Here is an 11,258-nt window from a genome sequence, read left to right on the forward strand (position 1 = left end):
ATGCGAGACTGCAAACAACACAGGGTTAATGGGCAACGAAGCCTTTGTTAACTATTTGAGGAGAAGGGCTTTTTCAGGGGTTTCGCCCACCGACAATGTGGTGAAGTAATGGCTTGATTCCCCTTACCCGCGACCGGCCACGAGCTGGCTCCGAAACCCGTGAGAGATCCGCATGACACGTCAACTCTCCCCACGACCCTCCACCAGGCCCGCTGGCCCCGGTGGCAGCACCGCTAAAATACCCCACAGGCGGTGGAGCGCAAGGAACCGCCGCGATTTCTTTGTTTTCCTTGCCATGGCCTTGCCCAACCTGATACTGATCGCCGTCTTCACGTACCGGCCGCTGTTCAGCAACATGTACTACTCCACGCTGGACTGGACGCTGGGTTCCCCCTCCGCAACCGTGGTGGGCCTGGGTAACTACGTCACCTTCTTCACCAGCAACGATGCACCGAAGGTGCTGGGCACCACGGCAGTCTTCACCTTGGTCACCGTAGGCGGTTCCATGATCCTGGGACTGCTGGTGGCGCTGGCCCTGAACGCCAGGGTCCGCGGCACCACGTTCGCCCGGTCCGCGGTCTTTGCCCCCTATGTCCTCTCCGGCGTCGGTGTCGGCCTGGTGTGGTTGTTCATTTTCGATCCCGGCTATGGCGTCCTTGCCTGGCTGCTCCGCGGCATCGGCCAGCAGAGCCCGCAGTGGATCAACGATCCCCAGCTGTCCCTGGTCATGGTGATCCTGGTGTACGTCTGGAAGAACCTGGGCTACTGCGCGGTGGTGTACCTCGCCGGGCTGCAGTCCCTGCCGACCGAAGTCATGGAGGCGGCGTCCCTCGACGGCGCCAACGGGTTCCGGCGCTTCGTCAGCATCTCCCTGCCGCTGCTGTCCCCCACCACGTTCTTCCTCCTGATCACCACTTTGCTCAGCTCGCTGCAGGCCTTCGACCTCATCAGGATCATGACGCCACTGGGCACCGGCACCAGCACCCTGATCTACGAGGCCTACCTCCAGGCCTTCGGCGCCTACAACAGGGCCGGCTACTCGGCAGCCATTTCCGTGGTCCTGTTTGCCATCCTCCTGGTGATCACCGTGCTCCAGCTGCGGTTCGTGGAACGAAAGGTTCATTACTCGTGACGTCCCTCTCACCGGTGAGCCCGGACCCCACCGCCCCCGCCGTCTCCGCTCCAGACCCGGGCCTGCGTCCCGACCGGCCGTTCTCCCGCCGGAACTTGGTCCAGACCGTGGTGGGCGGCTACCTGCCCCTGATCATTGCCACCCTGGTGGTATTCCTGCCCCTGCTGTGGATGGTGCTCAGCTCCTTTAAGACTTCCGGCGAGATTGTCACCACCGACCTGAAAATCCTCCCGGAAAGCCTGAACCTAGAGAACTACCGGACCGCAATGACCACGGTCCCGTTCGGCCAGTTCTTCCTGAACAGCACCATCGTCACGCTGGCAGGGGCCACCATCAAAGTGATCCTGGCGATCCTGACGGCGTATGCCCTGGTCTTTGTCCGCTTTCCGTTCCGGAACTTCATCTTCCTGCTGATCCTGGTGGCCCTCATGGTGCCGCCGCAGGTGTCCATCCTGCCCAACTTCATCCTCATCGCGGGGATCGGCGGAAAGAACACCCTCTGGGGGATCATCCTCCCCGGCCTGGGCACTGCGTTCGGCACCTTCCTGCTGCGGCAGCACTTCCGGACCCTGCCGGCGTCCATCCTGGAATCGGCCGAGATGGACGGGGCCGGGCACTGGCGCCGTCTCTGGCAGATCGTGGTCCCCGTGTCCGTTCCCTCCATCGCCACCGTAGCGCTGGTGACCATCGTGACCGAATGGAACGACTACATCTGGCCGCTCATCATCACGGACCGGCCGGAAACCATGACCCTGCCGGTGGGCCTGACCCTGCTGCAGAACAACGAAAGCAACGCAGCCGGCTGGGGCGTCCTCATGGCCGGCGCGGTCCTGGTCATCGTTCCCATCCTGATCGTCTTCGCGGCCCTGCAGCGCTACATCGTGGCGGGCCTCACCCAGGGCAGCGTGACCGGCTAAGCCGCCGGCCGCCGTCGTACTTCCCAACCTTTTAGTACCCCCCTTCCGCAGGCAACAACCGAAAGGAACTGTCATGACACTTCACCTGGACCGGAGGCACTTCCTGGGCCTGGCAGGGGCCACCGCCTCTGCCGCTGCCCTGGCCGCATGCGGCGGACCCTCGACAACCGGCGGTGGCCAAGCCACATCCCAGGCAGCCGACATCGACTTCAGCGGCGTGAAGCCGGCGGCAAAGATCGACTTCTGGTCCAGCCACCCGGGCCAGTCACAGGACGTTGAGAAGAGCCTGATTGAAAAGTTCCAGGCCAAAAACCCTGGCATCACCGTCAACCTGGTCACGGCAGGGGCCAACTACGAGGAAATTGCCCAGAAGTTCCAGACTGCGCAGGCCGCCAAGTCCGGCCTCCCCGGAGTGGTTGTCCTCTCCGACGTGTGGTGGTTCCGGTACTACACCAACGGGAGCATCATTCCCGTGGACAGCCTGACCAAGCAGCTGAACATGAAGATGGACGACTTCCAGCAGTCGCTGGTCAACGACTACAAATACGACGGCAAGCAGTGGGCGCTCCCCTACGGCCGGTCCACTCCGCTGTTCTACTACAACAAGGACCACTTCGCCGCAGCCGGGCTGCCGGACCGTGCACCCAAGACGTGGCAGGAATTCGCTGAGTGGGCCCCGAAGCTGAAGGCAAGCTCCGGCGCCCAGTACGCCTACATCTACCCAGCGCTTGCCGGGTACGCGGGCTGGACGCTGCAGAACATGCTCTGGGGCTGGGGCGGTGGCTGGTCCAAGGAATGGGACATCACCTGCGACTCCAGCGACTCCGTGGCCGCACTGCAGTGGGCCCAGGACTCGATCTACAAGGACAAGTGGGCAGGCGTCTCCTCCAAGGAAGCGGCGGACGACTTCTCCGCAGGGCTGACCTCGACCACCATTTCCTCCACCGGTTCGCTGCTGGGAATCCTGAAATCGGCAAAGTTCAACGTGGGCGTTGGCTTCCTGCCCGGCGGCCCGAAAGCGGAGACCAACGTCTGCCCCACGGGCGGCGCGGGCCTGGGCATCCCCAGCGGCATCACCAAGGAGGAACAGCTCGCGGCCGGCATGTTCCTGGACTTCGTCACCCAGCCGGAGAGCACCGCCGAGTTCTCTGCCGCCACCGGGTACATGCCCACCCGCAAGTCGGCTGACATGACGGCAGTCCTGGCCAAGACACCGCAGATCAAAACCGCCATGGACCAGCTCGCGGTGACCAAGGTCCAGGACAACGCCAGGGTGTTCCTGCCGGGCGCCGACCAGGAAATGGCGAAGTCCGCAGCGAAGATCCTCACGCAGCAGGGCGACGTCAAGGCCACCATGACGGACCTGAAGACCACGCTGCAGGGCATCTACGACAAGGACGTGAAGCCGAAGCTGAAGTCCTAGCGGAATTCGCTACGCCGAAACGCCGGTGACGCGCAAAATCCCTGCCGACCCCATTATTTCGGGGTCGGCAGGGATTTTCTGCGTCGTGGGGGAAAGCGCACGTCCCTTACGGGATCGGGACCGGCGTGACGCCTAGGGGCACCAGGTGCTCCGCACCGCCGTCGAGCGCGGAAAGAACCCAGATCCCCCTGTCGTGGACTGCCACGGAGTGCTCCCACTGGCAGGAGCGCTGGCCGTCCGTGGTCACAACGGTCCAATCATCCTCCAGGACCGCGGTCTCGATGCTGCCCCGCACCAGCATGGGCTCAATGGCCAGGCAAAGGCCGGCCTTGACCTTGGGTCCGCGGTGGCTGGTGCGGTAGTTCAGGACGTCCGGGGCCATGTGCATCTCGGAGCCGATGCCGTGCCCCACGTAATCCTCCAGGATGCCCAGCGGCTTGCCCGGGACCGAGGACACGTAATCGTCGATGGCCGCACCGACGTCACCAACGTGGCCCCGCTTGGCCAGCGCAGCGATCCCGTGCCACATGGCAGCCTGGGTCACATCGGAGAGCCTCTGGTCTTCAGGATCCGCAGTTCCCACGATCACGGTGCGGGCGGAATCCGAGTGCCACCCGTCGACGATCGCGCCGCCGTCGATGGAGATGATGTCGCCGTCCTGCAGCACGCGGCTGCCAGGAATTCCGTGCACCACTTCCTCGTTCACGGACGTGCAGATGGTGGCCGGGAAGCCGTGGTAGCCCAGGAAGTTGGACTTGGCACCTGCCTCGTTGAGGACGGCGGCGAAGACATCGTCAAGGTGCTTGGTGGTGACCCCGGGAACTGCGGCGGTGACGGCGGCGTCCAAGGCACGGCTGAGGACAAGTCCGGCCTCATGCATGGTACGCATTTGGGCGTTGTTCTTGATTTCGATGCGGGGCTGGCCGAAGGCCATGATGTGTCCTTTCAAATGGCTGAGGCTCCTCCCGGATTCCGGGAGGAGCCTCGATAAAACTTGGGCGCCTTGGGTCAGGCTGCCTGCGCGGCCTTGATGGCCTGCATTACGCGGTTGGTGACTTCGTCGATGGGACCGATCCCGTCAACCTTGGTGAGGATGCCGCGGTCTGCGTACTTGGCCACCACGGCTTCGGTCTGCTCGTGGTACAGGTCCAGGCGGTGGCGGATGACGGCTTCGTTGTCGTCGCTCCGGCCCGTTTCCTTGGCACGGCCCAGGAGGCGGTGTACGAGTTCTTCGTCGTCGGCAGTCAGCTGCAGGACCACGTCGAGCTTCTCGTCGCCGTCGGCGAGGATCTCGTCAAGGTAGTCAACCTGCGCGGTGGTGCGCGGGTAGCCGTCCAGCAGGAAGCCGTTTTCGACGTCGGACTCGTTCAGCCGGTCGCGGACCATCTTGTTGGTCACGCTATCCGGGACGAAGTCGCCGTTGTCCATGTACTTCTTGGCCTCAATACCGAGAGGGGTTTCACCCTTCACGTTGGCCCGGAAGATGTCGCCGGTGGAGATGGCCACAACGCCGAGGCGTTCTGAAATCCGCTCCGCCTGCGTTCCTTTTCCGGAACCGGGAGGTCCAATAATCAGCATTCTCGTCATCGCAAAAGCCCTTCGTAGTGACGTTGTTGTAGCTGCGCATCAATCTGCTTTACGGTCTCCAACCCAACGCCCACCATGATCAGGATCGAGGTGCCACCGAACGGGAAGTTCTGGTTTGCGTTGATCAGCACGAGCGCCACCAGCGGAATCAGTGCAACGAAGCCCAGGTAGAGGGCGCCGGGCAGGGTGATCCGTGAGAGCACGTACTGCAGGTAGTCAGCGGTCGGCCTGCCGGCGCGGATACCTGGGATGAAGCCGCCGTACTTCTTCATGTTGTCTGAGACTTCTTCAGGGTTGAAGGTAATCGCGACATAGAAGTAGGTGAAGAACACGATCAGGAGGAAATAAACCGCCATGTAGATCGGGTGGTCTCCGCGGGTGAGGTTGTTGTTGATCCACTCAACCCACGCTGGCATGGACTCGCCATTCCGGGGCTGGTTGAACTGCGCGATCAGCCCGGGAATGTAGAGCATGGAAGAAGCGAAGATCACCGGAATGACGCCGGCCATGTTCACTTTGATGGGAATGTAGGTGCTGGTGCCGCCCACGGTGCGCCGCCCGATCATCCGCTTGGCGTACTGCACCGGAATGCGGCGCTGTGACTGCTCGACGAAGACCACCAGGGCCACCGTGAGGAGACCCACCACCAGGACCAGGAAGAAGGTTCCCGGTCCCTGCGAGGTCCAGATGGCACCCAGCGAAGTGGGGAACTGGGCGGCGATGGAAGTGAAGATGAGCAGCGACATGCCGTTGCCCACGCCCTTCTCCGTGACGAGCTCGCCCATCCACATGATCAGGCCGGTGCCGGCCGTGAGCGTGATGATGATCAGGATGGTGGTGATGATGCTGCTGTCAGGGATCACCGGCAGCTGGCAGCCGGGAAGCAGCTGCCCTGAGCGGGCCAGGGACACCAGGGTGGTGGCGTTGAGCAGGCCCAGCGCGATGGTGAGGTAGCGGGTGTACTGGGTCAGCTTGGACTGTCCCGAGGCGCCCTCTTCGTAAAGCTGCTGGAACCGGGGAATGACCACCCGGAGCAACTGGACGATGATGCTGGCCGTGATGTACGGCATGATGCCCAGGGCGAAGATGGACACCTGGAGCAACGCGCCGCCGCTGAAGAGGTTGACGAGCTGGTACAGCCCGCCGGCGGTCTGACCGTTATGCAAGCATTGCTGGACATTCTGGTAGTTCACACCTGGCGAGGGAATGAAAGCACCCAAGCGGAAGATGGTGATGATTCCCAGCGTGAACAACAACTTGCGTCGCAGATCAGGCGTGCGAAAGGCCCGGCCAAATGCGCTAAGCAAGCGTCCTCCTGTGGTGTCAATAAGGGTGGGGTGGCGGAATTTGATAAATCCCGACATCCGAGTCTAACGGGTCTGGGACCCGACCTAACAATCCGGGCCGCCGCGCATGCGCCGGATGGTGGGAATTGTTCGCCGGGCGGATATGAAAAACTCCCGGTATCCGGGGCCGAAGCCCGCGGATACCGGGAGTTCAACAGCTGGCGCCGTCCCTTACAGGGCGGTGGTGCTTCCGCCTGCTGCGGCAATTTTTTCAGCGGCGCTGGCCGAGAATGCGTGGGCGGTGACGTCAACCTTGACGGTGATGTCGCCGGTGCCCAGCACCTTGACGGGCTGGTTCTTGCGAACGGCACCCTTTTCGACCAGGTTCTCCACGGTGACTGCGCCACCTTCCGGGAACAGCTCGTTGAGCTTGTCCAGGTTTACAACCTGGAACTCAACCCGGAACGGGTTCTTGAAGCCGCGCAGCTTCGGCAGGCGCATGTGCAGCGGCAGCTGGCCGCCGGCAAAGCCAGCCTTCACCTGGTAGCGGGCAGCCGTACCCTTGGTACCGCGACCGGCGGTCTTGCCCTTGGATGCCTCACCACGACCGACACGGGTCTTGGCGGTCTTGGCACCCGGTGCGGGACGCAGGTGGTGAACCTTCAGGGCGCTCTGCTTCTCAGCAGCCTGCGCCTTATCAGCGGTGTTCTCTGCCATTTACTTCGCCTCCTCTACCTTTACCAGGTGCGGAACCGTGTTGAGCATTCCAACGGTCACGGCGTCGGCGGTGCGGACAACGGTGTGTCCAATCCGCTTCAGGCCGAGGGACCGCAGGGTATCGCGCTGGTTCTGCTTGCCGCCAATGGCGGACTTGATCTGAGTGATCTCCAACTGAGCGTCGGAGGGGACCAGGTTCTTAGCCAAGACTAAACACCTGCCTTCGGAGCCAGGAGGGCCTTCACCAGCGCAGCCGGAGCGATCTCGTCCAGCGGCAGGCCGCGGCGTGCAGCCACTGCTGCCGGCTCTTCGAGGCGCTTCAGGGCATCAACGGTCGCGTGAACGATGTTGATGGCGTTGGAGGAACCGAGCGACTTGGAGAGGATGTCGTGGATACCCACGCACTCCAGTACTGCACGGACCGGACCACCGGCAATAACACCGGTACCGGCGGAAGCCGGACGCAGCATTACGACGCCGGCAGCGGCTTCACCCTGAACGCGGTGCGGAATGGTGTTGCCAACGCGGGGAACGCGGAAGAAGGACTTCTTGGCCTCTTCAACGCCCTTGGCGATAGCAGCGGGAACTTCCTTGGCCTTGCCGTAGCCCACGCCGACCATGCCGTTACCGTCACCAACGACGACCAGTGCGGTGAAGCTGAAGCGACGACCACCCTTGACGACCTTGGAAACGCGGTTGATGGTGACAACGCGCTCTACGAACTGGTTCTTTTCGGCTTCACGGCCACCGTCGCGGCCGCCACGGCCACCGCGGTCGCCGCGGCCCTGGCCACGGTCGCCACGCTCGCCGCGACGGGCGCCACCACGGCGGTCCTCGGCAGCGGGGGCAGTGGTCTCAGCAGCTGCGGCTTCGGGCGCCTTCTGATCTGCAGACACAGTGTCCTTTTCCTTGTTTGCTTCGGTCACAGTGACAGCCCACCTTCGCGTGCACCGTCAGCGACGGCGGCAATCCGGCCGTGGTACTTGTTACCACCACGGTCGAAGACAACAGCCTCGACGCCGGCAGCCTTGGCACGTTCGGCAACGAGCTCGCCAACGCGCTTGGCCTTGGCAGTCTTGTCACCGTCGAATGCACGAAGGTCGGCTTCCAGGGTGGACGCGCTTGCTACGGTCTGGCCAATGGTGTCGTCGACAACCTGGACAAATACGTGGCGTGCGGAACGGTTGACCACCAGACGGGGGCGGGCAGCCGTACCTGAAATGCGCTTGCGGATACGAAGCTGGCGGCGGCTGCGACCAGCAGCCTTGCTCTTGTTCGTACGCTTCTTGTTAATGGAGATGGCCATGGTTACTTACCAGCCTTTCCGACCTTGCGGCGGATGACTTCGCCTGCGTAACGGATACCCTTGCCCTTGTAGGGGTCAGGCTTCCGCAGCTTGCGAATGTTGGCAGCGACCTCGCCGACCTGCTGCTTGTTGATACCTGAGACAGAGAGCTTGGTCGGTCCCTCTACTGCAAAGGTGATGCCGGCCGGAGCCGAAACGTTGACCGGGTGGCTGTAGCCCAGAGCGAACTCAAGGTCAGATCCCTTGGCCTGAACGCGGTAACCGGTACCGACGATTTCAAGCTTCTTCTCGTAGCCTGCGGTGACGCCCTGGATCATGTTGGCGATCAGGGTGCGGGTCAGGCCGTGGAGCGAACGGGAGGCGCGCTCGTCGTTCGGGCGGCTGACGGTCAGGGTGTTGTCATCCAGGGCAACCTCGATGGGGCTGGCCACAGTGTGGGTCAGCTCCCCCTTGGAACCCTTGACGCTGACGACAGAGCCGTCAACCTTGACCTCAACGCCGGCAGGAACGGTGATGGGGAGACGTCCAATACGTGACATTATTCTCTTCCTTTCCCGTTACCAGACGTACGCGAGGACTTCGCCGCCCACGCCCTTCTTGCCGGCCTGCTTGTCAGTCAGGAGGCCGGAAGAGGTGGACAGGATTGCGATACCCAAGCCACCGAGCACGTGGGGCAGGTTGGTGGACTTCGCGTAAACGCGGAGGCCCGGCTTGGAGATGCGGCGTACACCGGCGATGGAACGCTCGCGGTTCGGACCGAACTTGAGGTCCAGGGTCAGCTTCTTGCCAACCTCAGCGTCCTCTTCCTTCCAGCCGGCGATGAAACCTTCGGCCTTGAGGATGTCGGCAACGCGTGCCTTGAGCTTGCTGTAAGGCATAGACACGGAGTCGTGGTATGCCGAGTTTGCGTTACGCAGGCGCGTAAGCATATCTGCGACAGGATCTGTCATTGTCATGTGGGCTCATGCCCTTCCTCGTAACGGTTTCCGCCGTTCCATCCCCTGGGGAGCGGAGCGGCCGGACCTTTTACGTAGTTAATTAAGCTTCGGTTTTGAACGGGAAACCAAGCGCCTTAAGCAGCGCGCGGCCTTCGTCATCGGTCTTGGCGGTGGTGACAACCGTGATGTCCATACCGCGGACGCGGTCGATCTTGTCCTGGTCGATTTCGTGGAACATAACCTGCTCGGTCAGACCGAAGGTGTAGTTGCCGTTGCCATCGAACTGCTTGCCGCTCAGGCCGCGGAAGTCGCGGATACGGGGCAGTGCCAGGGTGACCAGGCGGTCCACGAATTCCCACATGCGGTCGCCACGCAGGGTTGCGTGTGCACCGATGGGCATGCCTTCGCGCAGCTTGAACTGTGCGATCGACTTGCGGGCCTTGGTAACCTGCGGCTTCTGGCCGGTGATCTGGGTGAGGTCGCGGACAGCGCCGTCGATCAGCTTGGAGTCCTTGGCGGCATCTCCAACACCCATGTTCACAACGACCTTCACCAGGCGGGGTACCTGGTTCACGTTCTCGTACTTGAATTCATCCTGGAGCGTTGCCTTGATGGATTCGGCGTACTTGGTCTTCAGACGAGGAACGATCTTCGTTGCCGGAGTCTCGAGAGTCTCAGTCATTAGATGTCCTTCCCGGAGCTCTTGGACACGCGGATACGGACGGTCTTCTTGACACCGTTCTTCTCCACAGTGTCGAGGCGGAAGCCCACGCGGGTCGGCTTCTTGGTCGACGGGTCAACCAGGGCCACGTTGGAAATGTGGATCGGGGCCTCTACGACCTCGATGCCGCCAGTCTTGGTGCCGCGCTGCGACTGTCCAACACGGGTGTGCTTGGTGACGCGGTTGATACCCTCAACCAGCACGCGGTTGGTGTCGGTGAAGACGCGCAGAACTTTGCCCTGCTTGCCGCGGTCGCCGCCACGCTCAGCCTTGGCGCCAGTGATGACCTGAACCAGGTCACCCTTCTTGATCTTTGCAGCCATGGACTAGAGCACCTCCGGAGCCAGAGAAACGATCTTCATGAACTTCTTGTCACGCAGTTCACGACCAACCGGTCCGAAGATACGGGTACCGCGGGGGTCACCGTCGTTCTTCAGGATCACAGCTGCGTTCTCGTCAAACTTGATGTAGGAACCATCCGCACGGCGGCGTTCCTTCTTGGTACGGACGATGACGGCCTTGACCACATCGCCCTTCTTTACGTTGCCGCCCGGGATTGCATCCTTGACGGTGGCGACGATGACGTCACCGATGCCTGCGTAGCGACGGCCAGATCCACCGAGAACGCGAATGGTAAGGATTTCCTTAGCACCCGTGTTGTCGGCGACCTTGAGTCGCGACTCCTGCTGAATCACTATTTACTCCTTGCGTCGCGCCGGTTCTCAGGCCGTGGTCTTGCTACGGAATGAGCCTTGCGGAACGGTTGATCGGGGTGTCTCTTGACCTGCCTGGATTTTGCCAGACCAGGCCTAAACGCCCGTGCCAGGAGCAGTTGCTCCCACCCGGTCCGGGAACGGATCCCGGGCGCACAGGGGCACTATGCTGTGGCACGCTTGTTTACGAGGTTGATGATGGCGCACGAAAGGCGCCATACAAACTCAATATCCTAGCACGTTTTCCGCCGGTCCCCATATCACCACCGTCGCCTGCCCCGCAAGACGGACGACGGCGCCGCGCGGGGCAGCCTTCCGGCCCACCCAGTTGCCACTCCCCCGCCAACCCAGGCGCCGGCGTCGTCCGGCAGTCCACTTACGCCCCATCACTACCTGCAGGAGATCCTCCAACGCGCCATCACCGGGACTGTCCGATTTTCGGTGGATCCACGGTTGGCATTTAGTTGATTCTTCCGTCGAAAGTGATGGCGAAGGCGTTGAGCGCCGGCTTCCATCGT

General features: G+C 62.4%; 15 protein-coding genes. 3 read left to right on the forward strand and 12 right to left on the reverse strand.

The window, feature by feature from the left end; genetic code table 11:
• Positions 1-172 precede the first annotated feature (172 nt).
• The 3 genes from J2T23_RS19045 to J2T23_RS19055 all read left to right on the forward strand — a co-directional run bounded on the left by J2T23_RS19045 (position 173) and on the right by J2T23_RS19055 (position 3,472).
• Positions 173-1,132 carry a carbohydrate ABC transporter permease gene (locus J2T23_RS19045; RefSeq protein ID WP_210418862.1) on the forward strand — a complete coding sequence of 320 codons (960 nt, stop codon included), beginning with the start codon at positions 173-175 and terminating at the stop codon, positions 1,130-1,132.
• Positions 1,129-2,049: a carbohydrate ABC transporter permease gene (locus J2T23_RS19050; RefSeq protein WP_141159778.1), complete on the forward strand. Its 921-nt coding sequence runs from the start codon at positions 1,129-1,131 to the stop codon at positions 2,047-2,049. Before J2T23_RS19045 ends, J2T23_RS19050 begins: the two co-directional genes overlap by 4 nt.
• Before the next feature lie 73 nt (positions 2,050-2,122).
• Positions 2,123-3,472 (forward strand): ABC transporter substrate-binding protein, encoded by a 1,350-nt coding sequence (locus J2T23_RS19055; protein ID WP_141182126.1) that lies wholly within the window; start codon positions 2,123-2,125, stop codon positions 3,470-3,472.
• A 106-nt stretch (positions 3,473-3,578) separates the two neighbouring features.
• Here the strand turns inward: J2T23_RS19055 and map are convergent, their stop codons facing one another.
• The 12 genes from map to rplN form a co-directional block, all read right to left on the reverse strand.
• A complete protein-coding gene (gene map, locus J2T23_RS19060) occupies positions 3,579-4,406 on the reverse strand; it encodes a type I methionyl aminopeptidase (RefSeq protein WP_307362615.1) in 828 nt (275 codons plus the stop codon).
• Positions 4,407-4,480: 74 nt separating this feature from the next.
• Complete coding sequence (locus J2T23_RS19065) at positions 4,481-5,050, reverse strand: adenylate kinase (protein WP_210411207.1); 570 nt, start codon at positions 5,048-5,050, stop codon at positions 4,481-4,483.
• Positions 5,051-5,055: 5 nt separating this feature from the next.
• The gene (gene secY / locus J2T23_RS19070) at positions 5,056-6,366 is read right to left on the reverse strand and encodes a preprotein translocase subunit SecY (protein WP_141159774.1); all 1,311 of its coding nucleotides are present in this window, start codon (positions 6,364-6,366) and stop codon (positions 5,056-5,058) included.
• A 210-nt stretch (positions 6,367-6,576) separates the two neighbouring features.
• Positions 6,577-7,062 carry a 50S ribosomal protein L15 gene (gene rplO / locus J2T23_RS19075; RefSeq protein WP_141159773.1) on the reverse strand — a complete coding sequence of 162 codons (486 nt, stop codon included), beginning with the start codon at positions 7,060-7,062 and terminating at the stop codon, positions 6,577-6,579.
• The gene (gene rpmD, locus J2T23_RS19080; protein WP_009358731.1) at positions 7,063-7,269 is read right to left on the reverse strand and encodes a 50S ribosomal protein L30; all 207 of its coding nucleotides are present in this window, start codon (positions 7,267-7,269) and stop codon (positions 7,063-7,065) included.
• A gap of 2 nt (positions 7,270-7,271) precedes the next feature.
• Positions 7,272-7,988, reverse strand: a complete 717-nt coding sequence (gene rpsE, locus J2T23_RS19085; protein WP_141159772.1) for a 30S ribosomal protein S5 — start codon at positions 7,986-7,988, stop codon at positions 7,272-7,274.
• Positions 7,985-8,368 carry a 50S ribosomal protein L18 gene (rplR, locus tag J2T23_RS19090; RefSeq protein WP_141159771.1) on the reverse strand — a complete coding sequence of 128 codons (384 nt, stop codon included), beginning with the start codon at positions 8,366-8,368 and terminating at the stop codon, positions 7,985-7,987. Before rplR ends, rpsE begins: the two co-directional genes overlap by 4 nt.
• A 2-nt stretch (positions 8,369-8,370) precedes the next feature.
• Positions 8,371-8,907 (reverse strand): 50S ribosomal protein L6, encoded by a 537-nt coding sequence (rplF, locus tag J2T23_RS19095; protein WP_141159770.1) that lies wholly within the window; start codon positions 8,905-8,907, stop codon positions 8,371-8,373.
• 18 nt (positions 8,908-8,925) lie between these two features.
• A complete protein-coding gene (gene rpsH, locus J2T23_RS19100; protein ID WP_015937843.1) occupies positions 8,926-9,324 on the reverse strand; it encodes a 30S ribosomal protein S8 in 399 nt (132 codons plus the stop codon).
• Between the two features lie 82 nt (positions 9,325-9,406).
• Positions 9,407-9,988, reverse strand: a complete 582-nt coding sequence (rplE, locus tag J2T23_RS19105; RefSeq protein WP_018769138.1) for a 50S ribosomal protein L5 — start codon at positions 9,986-9,988, stop codon at positions 9,407-9,409.
• Positions 9,988-10,350 carry a 50S ribosomal protein L24 gene (gene rplX / locus J2T23_RS19110; protein WP_015937845.1) on the reverse strand — a complete coding sequence of 121 codons (363 nt, stop codon included), beginning with the start codon at positions 10,348-10,350 and terminating at the stop codon, positions 9,988-9,990. The genes rplE and rplX overlap by 1 nt, the downstream gene beginning before the upstream one ends.
• 3 nt (positions 10,351-10,353) lie before the next feature.
• On the reverse strand, positions 10,354-10,722 hold the full coding sequence (rplN, locus tag J2T23_RS19115; RefSeq protein ID WP_003803789.1) for a 50S ribosomal protein L14: 369 nt from the start codon (positions 10,720-10,722) through the stop codon (positions 10,354-10,356).
• Positions 10,723-11,258: the final 536 nt, after the last annotated feature.

Origin of the sequence: Pseudarthrobacter niigatensis (assembly GCF_030812615.1) — a bacterium.
In the GTDB taxonomy this organism is placed as follows: Bacteria; Actinomycetota; Actinomycetes; order Actinomycetales; family Micrococcaceae; genus Arthrobacter; species Arthrobacter niigatensis.

Excerpts from the sequence above, each read along its gene's own strand:
- rpsH (WP_015937843.1), bottom strand. The coding sequence starts at position 9,324 with ATGACAATGACAGATCCTGTCGCAGATATGCTTACGCGCCTGCGTAAC.
- map (WP_307362615.1), bottom strand. The coding sequence starts at position 4,406 with ATGGCCTTCGGCCAGCCCCGCATCGAAATCAAGAACAACGCCCAAATG.
- J2T23_RS19065 (WP_210411207.1), bottom strand. The coding sequence starts at position 5,050 with ATGCTGATTATTGGACCTCCCGGTTCCGGAAAAGGAACGCAGGCGGAG.
- rplX (WP_015937845.1), bottom strand. The coding sequence starts at position 10,350 with ATGGCTGCAAAGATCAAGAAGGGTGACCTGGTTCAGGTCATCACTGGC.
- J2T23_RS19055 (WP_141182126.1), top strand. The coding sequence starts at position 2,123 with ATGACACTTCACCTGGACCGGAGGCACTTCCTGGGCCTGGCAGGGGCC.
- rplO (WP_141159773.1), bottom strand. The coding sequence starts at position 7,062 with ATGGCAGAGAACACCGCTGATAAGGCGCAGGCTGCTGAGAAGCAGAGC.
- rplR (WP_141159771.1), bottom strand. The coding sequence starts at position 8,368 with ATGGCCATCTCCATTAACAAGAAGCGTACGAACAAGAGCAAGGCTGCT.
- rplE (WP_018769138.1), bottom strand. The coding sequence starts at position 9,988 with ATGACTGAGACTCTCGAGACTCCGGCAACGAAGATCGTTCCTCGTCTG.
- J2T23_RS19045 (WP_210418862.1), top strand. The coding sequence starts at position 173 with ATGACACGTCAACTCTCCCCACGACCCTCCACCAGGCCCGCTGGCCCC.
- rplF (WP_141159770.1), bottom strand. The coding sequence starts at position 8,907 with ATGTCACGTATTGGACGTCTCCCCATCACCGTTCCTGCCGGCGTTGAG.